The sequence below is a fragment of the Variovorax sp. WDL1 genome (genome assembly GCF_001541225.1).
Lineage (GTDB): Bacteria > Pseudomonadota > Gammaproteobacteria > Burkholderiales > Burkholderiaceae_C > Variovorax.
The window spans coordinates 1-16,173 of sequence record NZ_LMTS01000047.1 but is presented as its reverse complement, the minus strand read 5'-3'; the positions used below and the strand labels follow the sequence as shown (position 1 = coordinate 16,173).

Annotated in this window: 17 protein-coding genes; 3 read left to right on the top strand and 14 right to left on the bottom strand. The window is 68.2% G+C overall.

Annotation, left to right across the window (positions count from 1 at the left end; all coding sequences use genetic code 11):
- From APY03_RS07900 to flgB, 10 genes are all read right to left on the bottom strand, one after another.
- A partial coding sequence (locus APY03_RS07900) for a methyl-accepting chemotaxis protein (RefSeq protein ID WP_068675583.1) occupies positions 1-1,454 on the bottom strand: 1,454 nt, incomplete at its 3' end.
- Positions 1,455-1,742: 288 nt separating this feature from the next.
- Positions 1,743-2,726 carry a flagellar assembly peptidoglycan hydrolase FlgJ gene (flgJ, locus tag APY03_RS07895; RefSeq protein WP_068675581.1) on the bottom strand — a complete coding sequence of 328 codons (984 nt, stop codon included), beginning with the start codon at positions 2,724-2,726 and terminating at the stop codon, positions 1,743-1,745.
- A gap of 9 nt (positions 2,727-2,735) precedes the next feature.
- Positions 2,736-3,839, bottom strand: coding sequence for a flagellar basal body P-ring protein FlgI (locus APY03_RS07890; RefSeq protein WP_068675589.1), 1,104 nt, complete (start codon positions 3,837-3,839; stop codon positions 2,736-2,738).
- A gap of 95 nt (positions 3,840-3,934) precedes the next feature.
- The gene (locus APY03_RS07885) at positions 3,935-4,690 is read right to left on the bottom strand and encodes a flagellar basal body L-ring protein FlgH (RefSeq protein ID WP_083944221.1); all 756 of its coding nucleotides are present in this window, start codon (positions 4,688-4,690) and stop codon (positions 3,935-3,937) included.
- Positions 4,687-5,469: a flagellar basal-body rod protein FlgG gene (gene flgG, locus APY03_RS07880; protein ID WP_068675577.1), complete on the bottom strand. Its 783-nt coding sequence runs from the start codon at positions 5,467-5,469 to the stop codon at positions 4,687-4,689. Before flgG ends, APY03_RS07885 begins: the two co-directional genes overlap by 4 nt.
- Before the next feature lie 31 nt (positions 5,470-5,500).
- Positions 5,501-6,244 (bottom strand): flagellar basal-body rod protein FlgF, encoded by a 744-nt coding sequence (gene flgF / locus APY03_RS07875; RefSeq protein WP_068675575.1) that lies wholly within the window; start codon positions 6,242-6,244, stop codon positions 5,501-5,503.
- Positions 6,245-6,266: 22 nt separating this feature from the next.
- Positions 6,267-7,478: a flagellar hook protein FlgE gene (gene flgE / locus APY03_RS07870; protein WP_068675573.1), complete on the bottom strand. Its 1,212-nt coding sequence runs from the start codon at positions 7,476-7,478 to the stop codon at positions 6,267-6,269.
- Between the two features lie 70 nt (positions 7,479-7,548).
- Positions 7,549-8,232, bottom strand: coding sequence for a flagellar hook assembly protein FlgD (locus APY03_RS07865; protein WP_068675571.1), 684 nt, complete (start codon positions 8,230-8,232; stop codon positions 7,549-7,551).
- A 27-nt stretch (positions 8,233-8,259) separates the two neighbouring features.
- Entirely contained in the window at positions 8,260-8,676 is a 417-nt protein-coding gene (gene flgC / locus APY03_RS07860) for a flagellar basal body rod protein FlgC (protein ID WP_068675569.1), read from the bottom strand.
- 9 nt (positions 8,677-8,685) lie between these two features.
- Positions 8,686-9,093, bottom strand: a complete 408-nt coding sequence (gene flgB, locus APY03_RS07855) for a flagellar basal body rod protein FlgB (RefSeq protein ID WP_068675567.1) — start codon at positions 9,091-9,093, stop codon at positions 8,686-8,688.
- 161 nt (positions 9,094-9,254) lie between these two features.
- On the opposite strand from flgB, the gene flgA reads away from it, so the two are divergent.
- The 3 genes from flgA to APY03_RS07840 all read left to right on the top strand — a co-directional run bounded on the left by flgA (position 9,255) and on the right by APY03_RS07840 (position 10,851).
- Complete coding sequence (gene flgA / locus APY03_RS07850) at positions 9,255-9,953, top strand: flagellar basal body P-ring formation chaperone FlgA (RefSeq protein ID WP_102906234.1); 699 nt, start codon at positions 9,255-9,257, stop codon at positions 9,951-9,953.
- Between the two features lie 75 nt (positions 9,954-10,028).
- Positions 10,029-10,325: a flagellar biosynthesis anti-sigma factor FlgM gene (gene flgM, locus APY03_RS07845; RefSeq protein WP_068675565.1), complete on the top strand. Its 297-nt coding sequence runs from the start codon at positions 10,029-10,031 to the stop codon at positions 10,323-10,325.
- 67 nt (positions 10,326-10,392) lie between these two features.
- Positions 10,393-10,851: a flagella synthesis protein FlgN gene (locus tag APY03_RS07840; protein ID WP_232081256.1), complete on the top strand. Its 459-nt coding sequence runs from the start codon at positions 10,393-10,395 to the stop codon at positions 10,849-10,851.
- Positions 10,852-10,888: 37 nt separating this feature from the next.
- Here APY03_RS07840 and APY03_RS07835 read toward each other — a convergent pair whose 3' ends face one another.
- The 4 genes from APY03_RS07835 to APY03_RS07820 are packed head-to-tail and all read right to left on the bottom strand — an operon-like array spanning position 10,889 to position 16,136.
- The gene (locus APY03_RS07835; protein WP_068675563.1) at positions 10,889-12,220 is read right to left on the bottom strand and encodes an MmgE/PrpD family protein; all 1,332 of its coding nucleotides are present in this window, start codon (positions 12,218-12,220) and stop codon (positions 10,889-10,891) included.
- A gap of 10 nt (positions 12,221-12,230) precedes the next feature.
- On the bottom strand, positions 12,231-14,324 hold the full coding sequence (locus APY03_RS07830; RefSeq protein WP_068675561.1) for an acetate--CoA ligase family protein: 2,094 nt from the start codon (positions 14,322-14,324) through the stop codon (positions 12,231-12,233).
- Entirely contained in the window at positions 14,321-15,124 is an 804-nt protein-coding gene (locus APY03_RS07825; protein WP_068675559.1) for an enoyl-CoA hydratase/isomerase family protein, read from the bottom strand. The genes APY03_RS07830 and APY03_RS07825 overlap by 4 nt, the downstream gene beginning before the upstream one ends.
- Before the next feature lie 13 nt (positions 15,125-15,137).
- Positions 15,138-16,136, bottom strand: a complete 999-nt coding sequence (locus APY03_RS07820; RefSeq protein ID WP_068675557.1) for a tripartite tricarboxylate transporter substrate binding protein — start codon at positions 16,134-16,136, stop codon at positions 15,138-15,140.
- Positions 16,137-16,173 lie beyond the last annotated feature (37 nt).

The following is a 16,173-nucleotide window of genomic DNA, read 5'->3' as shown; positions in this document are numbered from 1 at the left end:
ACCAGCGCCGCGTTCTGCTGCGTCACCTGGTCCATCTGCGTGATCGCCTGGTTGATCTGCTCGATGCCCTGCGTCTGCTCGTGGCTCGCAGCGCTGATCTCGCCCACGATGTCGGTCACGCGGCGGATGCTGCCCACGATCTCTTCCATCGTCTTGCCGGCCTCGCCCACCAGCGTGGTGCCGGCGTCGACCTTGCCCACCGAGTCGTCGATCAGGCCCTTGATTTCCTTGGCCGCTGCCGCCGAGCGCTGCGCCAGGTTGCGCACTTCCGAAGCCACCACCGCGAAGCCCCGGCCCTGCTCGCCGGCCCGTGCCGCCTCCACCGCGGCATTGAGCGCCAGGATGTTGGTCTGGAACGCGATCCCGTCGATGACGCCGATGATGTCGACGATCTTCCGGGACGAGGCGTGGATCGAGGCCATGGTGTCCACCACCTGGCTGACCACGCTGCCACCCTTGACGGCCACTTCGGAGGCCGAGAGCGCCAGCTGATTGGCCTGGCGCGCGTTGTCGGCGTTCTGCTTGACGGTGGAGGTCAGCTCTTCCATCGACGCCGCGGTCTGCTGCAGCGAGCTCGCCTGCTCCTCGGTGCGCGTCGAGAGGTCCTGGTTGCCCGAGGCGATCTGCGTGGAGGCCGCCGCGATGGTGTCGGTGCCGTTGCGCACCTGGCCCACCACGCGCGCCAGGCTGGCGTTCATGCCCTGGAGCGCCTGCATGAGCAGGCCGGTCTCGTCGCCCGTCTTCACCACCACCTCGCTGCGCAGGTCGCCGGCGGCCACAGTCTGCGCCACCTGCACCGCCTCGTTGAGCGGCCGGGTGATGCTGCGCGTCAGCAGCCAGGCCAGCACCGCCCCAAGCGCCAGCGCGACCAGGGCCAGCACGATCACGTTCATGCGGCCCGAACGGTAGAGCGTATCGACGGAACCGGCGGCGAGGTCGATGCGCGCGGCCTGGTGCGTCAGCATGCCGCGGATGCTGGCGTCGTAGGCGTCGAGCATCGGGATCAGCTTCTCGTTGGTGAGCCGGGCTGCTTCGTCCTGCCCGCCTTCGGCCTTGAGCTTGAGGATGCCGTTGCGCAGGCCCAGGTAGTCGCTGCGCCGCTTCTTGATCTCGGCGCTGATCGCCTGTTCCTCGGGCGTGTCCAGCAGCCCCTCGAGCTTCTTCTGCGTCTCGGAGATGAGCGCGCTGGTCTTCGTGATGTTCTTCTGCAGGAAGTCCTGCACCTCGGCGTCGTTGCTCTTGAGAAGCGCGAAGGTGCGAATGCTGTTGTTGCTGGTGTTCTGCAGCCATGTGGCGGCCAGGCGCTCCTTCACCAGCGAGCGCTGCACCATCTCCTCCATGGCCTTGCCCACGTTCTGCAGGCGCAGCACGCCGATGCCAGCGACGATGGCCAGCAATGCCAGCACCAGCGCAAAGCCGATGCCGAGGCGGGTGCCGATCTTCCAGTTCTTCATCTCAATGTCCTTCTTGTCTCGCAAAAATCGAGGCCGGCGAAGCCAGACCCCTTGGTGAAACACCGCGGAACCGGCTTTGCCGGGCCGCTGGTGTTGCCCCCGGTAGGGGGTGGGCGGCTACACGAAGTGAGCCAACCTGGGGGCGAGCAACATCCCCACCGCGGAACCGGCTTTGCCGGGCCGCTGGTGTCGCCCCCGGTAGGGGGTGGGCGGCTACACGAAGTGAGCCAACCTGGGGGCGAGCAACATCCCCACAGCGCAACCGGCTTTGCCGGGCCGCCTTTATGCCTAGCTGAACTTCTGCATGATGCGAACGAGCTTGTGCCCGTACTGCGGATCGGTCGCGTAGCCCGCCTTCTGCAGCCCGTGCGCGGCCGCGGCCGGGTCGTCGGTGGCCAGCACGTTCGCGTAGCGCGGGTTGCGCGTGATGAACTTCGCGTAGTCGGTGAAGGCCTCCTCGTAGGAGCCGTAGGCCCGGAACTTCGCGCGCACCTTCTGCGGCTCGCCGTCCACGTACTCGGTGGTGGTGGTCTCCACCGTCGGGCCCTTCCAGCTGCGATCGGCCTTGATGCCGAACAGGTTGTGGCTCGGGGTGCCGTCGTCCGCGCGGATCTCGCGCTTGCCCCAGCCCGATTCGAGCGCGGCCTGCGCCAGGATCAGCGGCGCGGGCACGCCGCTGGCGTCGCTCGCGGCCTGTGCCGAGGCGCCCATGCGCTCGACGAAGGCGTCGACCTTTCCTTGCAGTGAATCCACGGTGGCCGGCGGGCGTTCGACGTTGCTCTGGTAGAGGCTCAGGTCCGCGGCGCGGCGCGTCGCCGGCGCCGTTGCGGGGAGCGTTGACGGCGAAGGCGAGGAGCCCAGCGGAATGCCCGCCTGCGGCTTGAGCGCGAAGCCGCCCGGCGGCGCCAGCGACATGCCCGCGGCATCGCCATCGCCCTGCGGAACGGCCGATGGAAGGCCGCGTCTCAGCTGCGCGAGCATCGCCTCGGCCAGCCCCACGCCGCGCCCCGATAGGTTCTGCGTGAGCTGCTGATCGAACATCGATAGGTAGAGCTTCTCGTTCTGGCTGTCGAGCAGGCCGCTTTGCGGCACCGCCTGGCGCATGCTCTTGAGCACCATGTTCATGAACAGCGCCTCGAACTGCCGCGACACCTGCTTCAGTCCCTCCTCGGGCGAGCTGCGCACGGTGCGCCGCAGCGCGTCGACGCCCTGCACGTCGAGCGCGAATCGCTGGTCGAGCGCGGCGCTGCGGTTGTCGGTGGTCATCGCCATGCCGCGGGCTCAGATGATTTCGAGTTCGGCGCGCAGCGCGCCCGCGCTCTTCATCGCCTGCAGGATGGAGACCAGGTCCTGCGGATTGGCGCCCAGGCTGTTCAGGCCCTTGATCACGTCCGAGAGCGAGGCTCCGCCACGCACCATCTGCAGCGCGCCGCCGCCCTGCGAGACCGAGATCTGCGAGGTCTGCGCGACCACGGTGGAGCCGCCCGAGAAGGGGCCGGGCTGGCTGATCACCGGCTCGGTGTTGATAACCACCGAGAGATTGCCGTGCGCCACCGCGCAGTCGTTGACGCGCACCGCCTGGTTCATCACCACCGAGCCGGTGCGCGCGTTGATCACCACGCGCGCCACCGCCTGCATCGGCGTCACCTCGATGTTCTCCAGCCGGGCGAGGAAGCCGACGCGCTCCTGCGCCTGCGGCGCGCGCACGCGGATCATGCGGGCGTCGGCCGCTTCGGCGGTGCCGGGGCCGAGCTGGCGGTTGATGGCTTCCACCACGCGCTGCGCGGTGCCGAAATCGGAGCGGTTGAGCTCGAGCGAGAAGGTGCCCTCGCCGCCCACCGGCGCTTCCACCGTGCGCTCCACCAGCGCGCCGCCGGGAATGCGGCCCGAGCTCAGTTGGTTGATCTGCACCTTGCTGCCGCTGGCCGAGGCACCGGCGCCGCCGACCACCATGTTGCCCTGCGCGATCGCATAGGTCGCGCCGTCCACACCCTTGAGCGGCGTCATCAGCAGCGTGCCGCCGCGCAGGCTCTTGGCGTTGCCCATGGAGGAGACAGTGACGTCGATGTTCTGGCCCGGCCGCGCGAAGGACGGCAGCGTGGCCGTGACCATCACCGCCGCCACGTTCTTGAGCTGCATGTTCACGCCGGCCGGGATGCTGATGCCCAGCTGCTGCAGCATGTTGTTCAGGCTCTGCGTGGTGAAGGGCGTCTGCATGGTCTGGTCGCCCGTGCCGTCGAGGCCCACCATCAGGCCGTAGCCGATCAGCGGGTTGTCGCGCACGCCCTGGATGCTGGCCAGCTCCTTGATGCGCTCGGCATGGGCTGGGAACGTCAACACGCAAAGCGCTGCAATCCCGGACATCAAATATCGCGACAAACTCATGAACAAACTCTCTCTTTCAGAGCGGCACCGCAACGGGCCGCGTTCGGTGAGGGGGTGCGCGGCTACACGAAGTGAGCCAACCTGGGGGAGTGCCATCAGAACGGCATGACGTTCAGGAAGATGCGCTGCATCCAGCCCATGTGCTGCGCCTCGTCGATGTAGCCCTTGGCCGTGTATTCGATGCGCGCATCGGCCACCAGCGTGGAAGGCACGGTGTTGCTGCCCGAGACAGTGCGCGGGTTCACCACGCCCGAGAAGCGGATGAACTCGGTGCCCTGGTTGATGCCCATCTGCTTCTCGCCCGACACCAGCAGGTTGCCGTTGGGCATCACGTCCACCACGGTGACGGTGATCACGCCGTTGAAGGTGTTGTTGGCGTTGGCGCCGCCCTTGGCGGTGAGGATGTTGTTGCCCGAGAGCTTGGCGTCCTGGTCGTCCAGCAGCCCGCCGAGCAGCTTGGGGATGGTCGGGAAGGCGGCGGTGAGGCTGCCGTTGCGGCTCGCGTTGGCGCCCGAGTTCTTGCTGGCGTTGACCTTCTCGCTGATGACGATGGTCAGGATGTCGCCGATGTTGCGCGGCCGGCGGTCCTCGAACAGCGCATTGGCGCCCGGCCCGTCGCGGAAGATCGCGCCGGTCGCGCGCGGCGCCGGCAAGGGCGCGTAGGGGTTGGCGCGCGCCGTCATCGGCTGGTGCACCAGTGGCTCGCGCGGGATCTGCGCGCATCCGGCAGCCAGCACGAGACCCGCCAACGCCACCACACCCCTTCCAGGGACACCGCGGAACCGGCTTTGCCGGGCCCCCGGTGAGGGGGTGGGCGGCCACACGAAGTGGGCCAACCTGGGGGAGGTCATAGCTGGGCCAAGCGCTGCAGCATCTGGTCGGAGGTCTGCACCGCCTTGCTGTTGATCTCGTACGCGCGCTGCGTCTTGATCATGTTGACGAGCTCCTCGACCACGTTCACGTTGGACGATTCCACATAGCCCTGGCTCAGGATGCCGGCACCCTCCAATCCCGGATTGAGCTGGTTGGGCGCGCCGGAGGAGTCAGTCTCGGCATACAGGTTCTCGCCCAGGCTCTGAAGGCCTGTGGGGTTGAGGAAAGTGGCGAGCTGGAGCTGGCCGATCTGCACGGTCGCGGTGCTGCCGGCCTGCGTGACGGACACCATGCCGTCGCGTCCGATGGTCAGGCCGGTCGCGTTCTGCGGAATGGTGATGGCCGGCTGGATCGGAAAGCCGCTCGCGGTGACCAGTTGGCCGTCGCGGTCGGTCTGGAAGGAGCCGTCGCGCGTATAGGCGGTTGTGCCATCGGGCATCAGCACCTGGAAGAAGCCGTCGCCGTTGATGGCCACGTCCTTAGGGTTGTCGGTCTTGGTCATGTTGCCCTGCGCATGGAGTCGCTCGGTGGCGACCACCCGCACGCCGGTGCCCACCTGCAGTCCGGAAGGCAGGCGCGTCTGGTCGGAGGTCTGGCCGCCGACCTGGCGCAGGTTCTGGTACATCAGGTCCTCGAACACCACGCGGCTGCGCTTGAAGCCGGTGGTGCCGACGTTGGCCAGGTTGTTGGATATCACGTCCAGCTGGGCTTGCTGGGCATCGAGGCCGGTCCTCGCGATTTCGAGCGAACGTGTCATGGTGTGTGGGTCCTTGTTTCTGAATGGGGGATCAGCCGTACGCCAGGAGCTTGTTGGCCGACTGCGCGTTCTCGTTCGCGGTCTGCATCGACTTCATCTGCATCTCGAAGCTGCGGGCCTGGGCGATCATGGAAACCATGGCCTCGACCGGATTGACATTGCTGCCCTCGACCGCGCCGCTGACCACGGTCACGGCCGCGTCGGCCTCGGCCGGCGGCAGGCCCTCGCGCATGCGGAACAGGCCGTCGTCGCCGCGCACCAGGTCGGCGGTGGGCGGGTTGACCAGCTTGAGGCGGCCGACCTCGGCCACGCCCACCAGCGGATCGCCCGCGCCACGCGCGGCGATGGCGCCGTTGGCCGCGATCTGCACCTTGGAACCGGGCGGCACCACCAGCGCGCCGCCCTCGCCCACCACCGGGCGCGCGCCCATGGTCAGCAGCTGGCCATCGGCGCCGACCTGCAGGTTGCCCACACGGGTGTAGGCCTCGCCGCCGTCGGGCGTCTGCACCACCAGCCAGCCGTCGCCCTGGACCGCGACATCGAGCTCGCGGCCGGTCTGCGTCAGCGGGCCGTGGCTGAAGTCGGCGCCGGGCGTGGTCGCGACCACGAAGGCACGCGTGGTCGGCTCCTCGCCCACCACCGGCACCGCGCGGAAGGCGTTGACCTGCGCGCGAAAGCCCGGCGTCGAGACGTTCGCCATGTTGTTGGCGACCGAGGCCTGCTGTTCCATGGCCTGCTTGGCGCCGCTCATGGCGACATAGAGCATGCGGTCCACTGGGTGCTACTCCTGCGGCCGCTCAGCGGATGTTGATGAGCGTCTGGACCACCTGGTCCTGCGTCTTCACCGTCTGCGCGTTGGCCTGGTAGCTGCGCTGGGCGACGATCAGGTTCACCAGCTCGGAGGTGAGGTCGACGTTGGAAGCCTCGAGCGCGCCCGACTCGAGGGAGCCCTGCTTGGTGCCCTCGCCCGGCGTGCCGGTGAGCGCCGGGCCCGAGGCCTGGGTCTCGGCCCAGGCGTTGCCGCCCTTGGGCTCCAGGCCGTTGGGGTTGGCGAAGCTGGACAGCACCACCTGGCCCATCAGCTTGGTCTGCTCGTTCGAGAACTTGCCGGTGATGGTGCCGTCGGGGTTGATCGAGAAGGCGGTCAGCGTGCCGGAGGTGTAGCCGTCCTGGCTGAGCTTGGTCATCCCGTTGGCATTGCCGAACTGGGTGGTGCCCGAGAGGTCCACGGCCATGTTCATGGCGGCCGAGCCGTTGCCGAAGTCCAGGGCCGCGATGTTGAAGGTGCCGCCGACGGGAGCCGTGAGGTTGCCGTTGGTGTCGAAGGTGAGGCTGGTGATGGCACCGGCGCCGATCGCCGCGCCGTCGGCCTGTGCATAGACATCCCACGCGTTGGCGCCGGTCTTCACGAAGTAGGCGGTGAGCTCGTGCGGATTGCCCAGCGAGTCGTACACCGGGCCGATGGAGTTGGAGTAGTTGAAGGTGCCGGAGTCGGCGGCATCGAAGGGTGTCTTGCTCGGCACGGCCAGGCGCGAGTCGAGGTTGAACTCGGCTTGCACGCCGGTGGTGGCGTTCGGGTTCATCGAGGTGGTCTGCACCTGCAGCGCGGTGGGCGTGCCGCCGGAGAGGCCGCCGGCCGCCGTCACGCCGTAGCCGGTGAGGCGCAGGCCCTGGCTGTTGACGATGAAGCCTTCCTTGTCACGGGTGAACTGGCCGTTGCGCGAGTACATCACCTCGCCGCTGGGGCTCGAGAGGCGGAAGAAGCCGTCGCCGTTGAGGATGGCCACGTCCAGCGGGCGGCTGCTGGTCTGCGTGACGCCCTGGGTGAAGTTCTGCACCACGCCCGAGACCGAGGCGCCGAGCCCGATGCGCGAACCGGCGTAGATGTCCTGGAAGGTGGCGGCCGCCGACTTGTACCCGACGGTGCCCGAGTTGGCGATGTTGTTGCCGATGACGTCGAGGTTGGCGGCGGCCACGTTCAGGCCGCTGATGCCCTGGGAGAAACTCATGATCGATCCTTGTTGCTGTGCATGAAGAAGCAGCCGGCCGCGGCTGCGCGGCGGCCGAAGGGAGAACAGTTCAGAGGTACATGCGCACGTCGTCGAGGCTGATGCTGCGGCCGTTGGCCAGCTCCAGCGTGACCCCGTTCGTGCCCTGCTTGACGGCCGCGACCTGCGCGAAGGTGAGCGCGGTCGCCTCGACGTTCGTGCCGTCGTTGGTGGCAATCACCGAGAAGCTGTAGTTGCCCGCCGGCACCGCGGAGCCGTCGTCGGCCTTGCCGTCCCAGGTGACGGCGTTCACGCCCTCGGCCATGGAGCCCAGCTCGAGCGTGCGCACGGTGCGGCCCGAGGCATCGACGATCTTGACCTGCACGTCGCCCGCCGTGCCCGGCAGCTGCACCGCGAAGGGCACGGGCGCGGGCTCCTCGCCGTCCTTGGGCGCGGAGGTGCCGATCTGGTTGCCGGGCGACAGCACGTTGTAGCCGATCAAGGAGGCGGCCTGCAGCACCTGGTTGGAGCCGGTCTGGTTGACCAGGCCGGACAGCGTGCTGTTGAGTTTCTCGATGCCGCTGACCGTGCTCATCTGCGCGAGCTGCGAGGTGAGCTCGGCGTTCTCCATCGGGTTGAGCGGGTCCTGGTTGTTGAGCTGCGTCACCAGCAGCTTGAGGAAGCGCTGCTCGCTGTCGGAGCCGCTCACGGTGTTGCTGCTCTGTGCGGCCGAGCTTGTTCCGTTGAGGGAAGAGAGGGCGTCGTTGATGGCCATGCTGGGGGCTTGCTTGTTGTCGAAGGGTTACTGGCCGACCGTCAGCGTCTTGAGCATCAGCGTCTTGGCGGTGTTGAGCACCTCGACGTTGGCCTGGTAGCTGCGCGAGGCGGAGATCATGTTGGTCATCTCCTCGACCACGTTCACGTTGGGCATGCTCACGTAGCCCTGCGCGTTGGCATGCGGGCTCCTGGGGTCGTAGACCATCCTGGGCGGCGAGCTGTCCTCGACCACGCCGGAGACCTTCACGCCGCCGATGTCCTGCCGGCCCGGGGCCGCGACCTCGAACATGACCTGCTTGGCGCGGTAGGGCTCGCCGTCGGGGCCGGCCACGCTCTCGGCGTTGGCCAGGTTGCTCGCGGTCACGTTCATGCGCTGCGACTGCGCGGCCATCGCGGAGCCCGCGACGTCGAAGATGTTCATGGAGGCGCTGGCGAATGGCATTGCGGCTCCTTATTGCTGTGCCGCCGCCAGCAGCGACTTGATCTTGGCGCTGGTGACCGTGAGGTTGGCCTCGTAGCGCAGCGCGTTGTCGGCGAAGGCGATGCGCTCGGCATCCATCTCGACGGTGTTGCCGTCGATGCTGGACTGCGACGGCACGCGGTAGAGCAGGTCGGCATCGGGCATCGCGGAGGCCCCGCCCTGCAGGTGGCGCGCCGAGGTGGTGGCCATGCTCACCGAGGCGCCGCCGCGGCCCTGCTCCACCGCCTGGCTGAGCCGGCTCGCGAAGTCGAAGTCCCGTGCCTTGTAGTTGGGCGTGTCGGCGTGGGCGATGTTGGCGGCCAGCACTTCCTGGCGCTGGGCCCGGAGGTTCAGGGCTTCGCGGCTGAACCGGAGCGCTGCATCCAGCTTGTCGATCATGGGGACTCCATCGTTTGGCGTCGCGGCCAGGGAAGGCGTGGCGACAGATGGAAAGCGAGTCTATGCACGACCTGCTTTTGCAATGGGTCGAACAAAGGGGCATTTGGCGTGCACTTCGCACCTTGGCGCGGGCCCTTCGGTTCCTAGAATCCGATTCACCGATGATGGACAAGAACCGCTTCTTCCTTCGCTTTCTCCCGGTCGCCTTGACCGCTGCGCTGGGCGCCGGCGCCAGCTTGGCCACGCCGCAGGAAGGCAACGATGCGCGCAGCGTGGTCGAGCAGTTCCTGAAGACCCAGACCGCCGGCCTGCCGGGCCAGGCCCGCATCCGCGTGACGCTGCGTTCGGCCCTGCCGGCCTGCGAGGCGCTCGAAGCCTTCCTGCCGAACGGCGCCTCGGCCTGGGGCCGCGTCTCGGTCGGCCTGCGCTGCCCGGGCGAGCGGCCATGGACGCGCTACGTGCAGGCGCACGTCGCGCTCGAAGGCCGCTACCTGGTGGCCGCGCGCGCCATCGAGGCCGGCCGGCCGCTGGGTGCCGGCGACGTGGCGGCGCGCACCGGCGACCTGACGGCGCTGCCGAAGTCGATCGTGGTCGACCCGGCCGAGCTCGAGGGCATGGTGGCCGCCAACCGCATCGCGCCCGGCGCGCCGCTGCGGCGCGAGCAGCTGCGCGGCACGGTCGTGATCCAGCAGGGCCAGACGGTGCAGGTGGTCGCGGAAGGGGCCGGCTTCACCGTCAGCACCGAGGCGCGCGCCCTGAACCGCGCGGAGATCGGCGCCACCGTCCAGGCCAAGACCCGCGACGGCCGCCTGGTCAGCGGGGTCGCCGACGAGGAAGGCCAGATCCGGCTGGCGCAGTAGCATGGATCGCATGGATTGCCCCTAAAGTTCGGGCGCGGCCTGCCGATAAAGCGATCAGCCCTTTGAGGAACCATCTTGAAAATCGACCAACCCGCCTCCCCGGCCACCCCCCTCTCCCGCGCGGCCAAGGGCGCCAAGGCCCAGCCCACGGCCGGCGCCGACGCCGCCGAGCAGGCCAAGGGCGCGGTGCAGCTGTCCTCGGCCCAGGTTCATTCGCTGCCCAGCGGCCCGAACACCGACTTCGATGCGGCACGCGTCGCGGACATCCGCAGGGCCATCCTCGCCGGGGAGTACACGGTGCATCCCGAGCGCATCGCCGACGGGCTGCTCAAGAGCGTGCACGATCTGCTCGGCGGCAAGAACAAGGGCTGAGAAAGATGATCCGCCGGGCCGCTACCAGGTCGAACAGCACCGCAACGCGTGACGCGGAGCTTGCCTGATGAGCGCCATGCTGCTTCCCCATCTGCTGGCCGAGAAGGCCTGCGTCGAAGAGTTCCTCGGCGTGCTGGCGCAGGAAGAGCGGGTCATGCAGGAAGGTCTCTTCACCGACCTGGCGCCGCTGACCGGACGCAAGGCCGCCCTGCTCGACCGCATGACGGCGCTCGACCGGGCCCGCGAATCGGCCCAGGTGGCCATGGGCTTCGAACCCGGGCGCGCGGGCGCCGACGCGGCCGCAACGGCCGCCGGCATCGCCGCACAGGAGACTTGGGCTGCGCTGCTGCAGCTGGCCGAAGCCGCCAAGGCCAGCAACCGCCGCAACGGCGCCATGGTCCACGGCCACCTCGACTTCACGCGCAACGCACTGCACTACCTGCAGGCGGCGGCCCTGCCCTTCTACGGGCCGGATGGGATTCGCAAGGCCGTGGGCGGAACGGGGACAAGGCTGGCGCTGGGGTAGGCGCGGGGGGTGCTGCTGCGGCCCCGGCGCTCGGCGGTCAAGCGTGCGGCAGCGTCGCGCTCCCGTCCAGCGCCCAGATCTGCGACAGCAGCGCCCGGGAACGCTCGGTCCCGATCACCGGCGACGCCAACTCCAGGAACTTCCCCTCGAGCTCGCCGTCTGTCAGCGCCTGCTCGGGGTCTCCCTTGCGGTTGGGCTGCAGGTGGTCGAGACGGCGCCCGTCGCGGGTCTCGATGACGATGCGTGCGGCGCGCTGCCCGGGAAAGGCCGCATCCAGCGCGGGATCGACAGCGACTTCGATGCGCTCCATCAGGGCGCGCGTGACCGGGTCCTCCAGCCGGGCCGGCTCGTAGGCCGCCAGGCGCACGCTGCCGTGCACCAATGCCGTTGCGACCACATAAGCCAGGCTGAACCGCGCCTCGTTGGCCGTCGTCGGATGCGTGTAGCAGGCGATGTCGAGTGCCGGCCGGTATGTCGCCACGTGCACGCGCTCGATGTTGCCGGCTTCGAGACCGTAACGCTGCTTCAGCTCGAGTGCACCGTCGATCGCGGCGAAGGTATGACCGCAGCCGATGTGATTCTTGAAGGTCAGCCTGGTGATGTGGAAGTCCTGCCCCAGCGTCGCACCGGCGCGAGACCAGTCAGGGCCGTTGCTCATCGCTTGACCCAGCCCGACCTCGCCGTCGAGCACGTCGAGCGAGCCGGTGACGCCGCGCCCTGCAAGCTGGGCCGCGAGCACGCCTGCCTCTGCGGCGCGGCCTGCATGCAGCGGCTTGGACATCGAGTCCATGCGGAATGCCTGCTGCAGGCCGGCCGCGAAGGTGGCAGCGGTCGCCAAGGCATGCGCAAAGGCCGCTTCGTCCAGCGACATCAGGCAGCCGGCTGCAGCTGCAGCGCCGAAACTGCCGACCGTTCCCGTGCTGTGCCAGTACTTGTAGTGCGGGCGGCCCATGACGACGCCGATGCGCGTGGACACTTCGTATCCGAGAACCACGCCCCGCAGGAACTCGAGCCCGTTGGCGCCAACGTCCTGGCCGGCGGCCAACGCCGCCGCGACAGTCGCGGCACCAGGGTGGTACATGGCGTCCCGGAAACTGTCATCCACTTCTGCTGCATGGGCCGCCGTGCCGTTGATGAGCGCTGCCGCGCGCGCTGTCGCTGCGCGGCCTCCGGCCAAGGATGCTCGACCGCGGTCGAGGTCATCGGCCAAGGCTTCCTCGAGCTGCCGCACGGGTGCGGCACTCAGGCCGGGAAACAGCGAGGCATACCAGTCGATCACGGCGCGCTTGGCATGGTGAATGACCTCGGGTGGCAGCGGCTGCCGAAGAAACTCGGCGGCGTAGCGGGCGAAGACTTCCGTAGCGTGCATTGTTCGACCCTCAGGCAAGCACGACCACGCCGTCGGCGGCACGCACACCCTGCCCCTGCGGCAGCACGAAGACCGGATTGATCTCGGCCTCGATCAAGCGCTCGCCGAGCTGGGCCGCCATGTTCGAGAAGGCCACGATGGCATCGACCAGCGCCTCGACATCGGCCTTGGGGCGGCCGCGGAAACCGTCCAGCAGCGGCCAGGTCTTGAGCTCGTGCGCCATGGAGAGCGCTTCTTCCCGGCTCAGGCCGCCTTGAGCGGGCAACAGCCGCATCGTGGTGTCCTTGAACAGCTCGGCGGTGATGCCGCCCATGCCCAGAAGGATGGCCGTTCCCAGCACATCGTGGTGCATGCCCAGGATCAGCTCGATGCCTCCGCCCACCATTTCCTGCACCAGGAAGCGCCGGGGCCGCACGCCTGCCTTGCTCTCGACTTCGGCGGCCATCGCCAGCAGGCGCGCCCCCACCGTCTCGGCCGTCAGGTTCACGGCAACGCCGCCGACATCGCTCTTGTGCGTGATCTCGGCCGACAGGATCTTGAGCACGACTCGATCGCCCAGCTCGCGCGCCGCAGCTTCGGCCTCGATGGGCGTGGTCACCACTCGCTCACGCGCGCAGGGCACGCCGAAGCGGGTAAACAGCTGCTTGGCCTGGGCTTCATCCAGGGAGCCCGGCGGCAGGTCGTCGACGGCCACTGCGGCTGCAGGTGCACCGGATGGCCTGGGCTCCTGCCAGCTGCCGACGTTCAGCATCGCGCCCAGCGCGGAGGTGCAGCTTTCGGCCGCAGCAAAGGCAGGCACGCCGCGCTGCGTGAGCAACGCCGCCACTTCGGGCGCGTGCGGACTGACGTAGGCGATCACCGGCTTGTCCGAATTGGGAAGGCAATCCTGGATGGCGCCCGCCATCAGCTCCGGCATGGCCAGGCTGGACGAGCCGACGATGATCGCCAGCGCGTCGTAGCTGGGACTCCTGAGCAGGATGTCGATGGCGCCGCGCAGCAGGTCCGGCTGCAGGCCGGCCAGGGTCACGTCGATGGGATTGCGGTCGAGCACCGCGTGATCGCCGGTCTGCAATGCACGCAACGCCTCGGCCGTAGCCGCATCGGGCGGCGGTGTCTCGAATCCCTGCATGCCAAGATCGTCCGAGACCAGGGTTCCGGCGCCGCCCGTCGAGGTCAGGATGGCGACGCGCCTGCCGCGCAGTTTGCGACCCGTGGCCAGTGCGACCGGGATGTCGAGGAGATCGCCGAATGTCTGGGCACGGATCACGCCGACCTGCTTGAACAACGCGTCGTACATGCTGTCGGCGCCCGCCAACGCACCGGTGTGCGAGACGGCGGCCTTCGCGCCGGCTTCGGAGCGACCGATCTTGAACGCGACGACCGGCTTGCCCGCGCGAGCCGCCTTCAGGGCAGCGGCGCGAAAGCGCTCGGGATCGCGCACGCTCTCCACGTACAGGGCGATGACCTTGGTGTCCGCGTCCTCGGCCAGGTGATCGACAAAATCCGCCAGGTCGAGGTCCACTTCGTTGCTGGTCGAGATCAACTTCGACAGCCCGATGCCGCGCGCAGCGGCGCGCGAAAGCAGCGCGCCGAGAATGCCGCCGCTTTGCGAAACCACGCCGATGCTCCCGACCGGAAAGTGATCCATCTCGAGCGCGCCACTGGCGGAGAGCACGATGTTGTCGGTCAGGTTGACAAGTCCGATCGTGTTGGGACCGAGGATCCGCATGCTCCCGGCTGCCTCCATGAGCTGCTGCTGGCGACGCGCGCCTTCCTCCCCGGTCTCGGTGTAGCCGCTGGCGAGAACGATGGCGGCCGCAGTTCCTTTGGCCGCGAGCTCCCGGACGGCCTGGTGCGCACGCTCGGCACCCAGCAGCACGATGCCGACGTCGGGCGTTCCGGGGATCGAGGCGATGTCGGGATAGCAGGTCAGGCCGTCGATCGACCCGACACGAGGATTGACCGGGTAGATCTCGCCCGTGAAGCCGTGCTTGCGCAGGTAGGCCACCGGCCGGCCGGCGGTCTTGGCGGCATCCGCCGAAGCGCCGATCACTGCGACGCTGCGCGGCTTGAGCAGCCTGCCCATGGAGTTCAGTTCGGTCATTGGGTCGTCTCCTTCTTTGCGCTGCTCTTGGCCAGGAAGGCCATCACCGATTCGCGATGCTCGGTACTGGTGTAGCAAATGCCCTGCGCCTGGCTGCCCTGTGCGAACACCTGGTGCGCGGACATCTCGAAGCTCTGGTTGAGGATCGTCTTGCCCAGGGCCAGCGCGGTGGCAGACCCCTTGCTCATCTCGGCCGCCCAGCGCTGCGCGTCGGGGACGAGGGACTCGGCGTCCGACCGGCGATCGACGATGCCGAGGCGCAGGGCTTCCTCGACCTCGACCTTCCGGCCGCTGAAGATGAGTTCCTTGGCCTTCGAGAGGCCTACCCGGCGCGGCAGGAAGTACATGCCACCGCCATCTGGAACGATGCCGCGATGGATGTACGACCAGGTAAAGCTCGCCGCATCCGAAGCGATGATGAAGTCGCACGCCAGCGCCGTGTCGGCACCAAGGCCGGAAGCAGCCCCGTTGACCGCTGCAATCGTCGGCTTCGGCATGGTGTGCAGCAGCGATTGGGTGTGGTGCACTCGTTGCTGGCGGCTCCACCCGTTGAAGCCGACCTCGCCTGCAGGCGCCTGCATCCGCCGCTCCATGCCGGCGACATCACCACCGGCGCAGAAGCCCTTGCCGCGTCCGGTGAGCACCAATGCACGGATCGCCTTGTCGTACGTCACATGCTCCAGCGCCGCGATGAATTGCGTGCGCATGTCGTCGCTCATGGCGTTGCGCTTGTCCGGGCGGTTCAGCCACAGGGTGGCGATACCGTCGGCAACTTCCAGCTCGATCAGTCGTTCGGTCATTTCACCGCCTCCGTCATTCGTTGGTGATGTTGTTTTCCTTGACGACCTTGCGCCAACGGGCCTCTTCACCCTTGGCGTACTTGTCGAAGTCCGCCGGCGAGCCGCCGTTGATCACCAGGCCCTCTCCTTCCACGCGCTTGCGAAAGGCCTCCGTCTGGACCGCCTTCTTGGCGGCTGCGTTCAGGCGGGCGATGACATCGGCCGGAGTGCCTGCGGGCACATACAGGCCGTACCAGCTGTCGGCCACATAACCCGGCACACCGCTTTCCGCGATCGTGGGAACCTTCGCCAAGGCGTGGGCGGGCGATCGCGTCGCCGTGGTCACTGCCAGCGCACGCAGCTTGCCGCTTTCGACGAAAGCGCCCACTGCAGCCGCGGTCGCGAACATGACGTCCACCTGGCCGCCCAGCAGATCGGTGATCGCGGGACCCGCGCCGCGGTAGGGGACGTGGGTGATGTTCGTCTTCGTCAGGTTCTTGAAGAGTTCCCCCGCAAGGTGCGCCGACGTGCCCGCGCCTTGCGAGGCGAACGACAGCTTGCCCGGGTTCGCCTTGGCTGCGTCGATGAGGTCCTTGACCGATTTGAGCGGGCTGTCCGCCCGCACGACCAGCACATTTGGCGAGACGCCGACCAGCATGACCGGCGCGAAAGCCTTCTCGTAGTTGTAGGGGAGCTTGCTCTGGATGCTGGGGTTCACCACATGCGCCACGGTCGCCATCACCATCGTGTAACCGTCAGGAGCGGCCTTCGCGACCGCGTCCGTCCCGATGATCGTGCCCGCACCGGGCTTGTTTTCGATGATGACCGGCTGACCCAAGGCCTCGCCCATGGCGATGCCCATGGTCCGGGCGACCAGATCGGTGCCGCCGCCCGGTGCGAATGGCACGACTATCTTGACGGGCTTGTCGGGGAAGGCGGCAAACGCCGGCGTCGTGGCAGCGGCGGCCGCTGCTGCGATCGAGAAAAGGATCGAGACGATCCTGAGGCGTGCCAGGGGCAAGCGCTTTTGCATGTTTGTCTTATATGGACGCCTCCCGTGTGGCAAGCGA

Excerpts from the sequence above, each read along its gene's own strand:
- APY03_RS07825 (WP_068675559.1), bottom strand. The coding sequence starts at position 15,124 with ATGACCGAACGACTGATCGAGCTGGAAGTTGCCGACGGTATCGCCACC.
- APY03_RS07840 (WP_232081256.1), top strand. The coding sequence starts at position 10,393 with ATGAGCGCCATGCTGCTTCCCCATCTGCTGGCCGAGAAGGCCTGCGTC.
- flgB (WP_068675567.1), bottom strand. The coding sequence starts at position 9,093 with ATGATCGACAAGCTGGATGCAGCGCTCCGGTTCAGCCGCGAAGCCCTG.
- flgJ (WP_068675581.1), bottom strand. The coding sequence starts at position 2,726 with ATGGCGATGACCACCGACAACCGCAGCGCCGCGCTCGACCAGCGATTC.
- flgC (WP_068675569.1), bottom strand. The coding sequence starts at position 8,676 with ATGCCATTCGCCAGCGCCTCCATGAACATCTTCGACGTCGCGGGCTCC.
- APY03_RS07835 (WP_068675563.1), bottom strand. The coding sequence starts at position 12,220 with ATGCACGCTACGGAAGTCTTCGCCCGCTACGCCGCCGAGTTTCTTCGG.
- APY03_RS07885 (WP_083944221.1), bottom strand. The coding sequence starts at position 4,690 with ATGACCTCCCCCAGGTTGGCCCACTTCGTGTGGCCGCCCACCCCCTCA.
- APY03_RS07890 (WP_068675589.1), bottom strand. The coding sequence starts at position 3,839 with ATGAGTTTGTCGCGATATTTGATGTCCGGGATTGCAGCGCTTTGCGTG.
- flgG (WP_068675577.1), bottom strand. The coding sequence starts at position 5,469 with ATGACACGTTCGCTCGAAATCGCGAGGACCGGCCTCGATGCCCAGCAA.
- APY03_RS07865 (WP_068675571.1), bottom strand. The coding sequence starts at position 8,232 with ATGGCCATCAACGACGCCCTCTCTTCCCTCAACGGAACAAGCTCGGCC.
- APY03_RS07820 (WP_068675557.1), bottom strand. The coding sequence starts at position 16,136 with ATGCAAAAGCGCTTGCCCCTGGCACGCCTCAGGATCGTCTCGATCCTT.
- APY03_RS07830 (WP_068675561.1), bottom strand. The coding sequence starts at position 14,324 with ATGACCGAACTGAACTCCATGGGCAGGCTGCTCAAGCCGCGCAGCGTC.
- flgE (WP_068675573.1), bottom strand. The coding sequence starts at position 7,478 with ATGAGTTTCTCCCAGGGCATCAGCGGCCTGAACGTGGCCGCCGCCAAC.
- flgA (WP_102906234.1), top strand. The coding sequence starts at position 9,255 with ATGATGGACAAGAACCGCTTCTTCCTTCGCTTTCTCCCGGTCGCCTTG.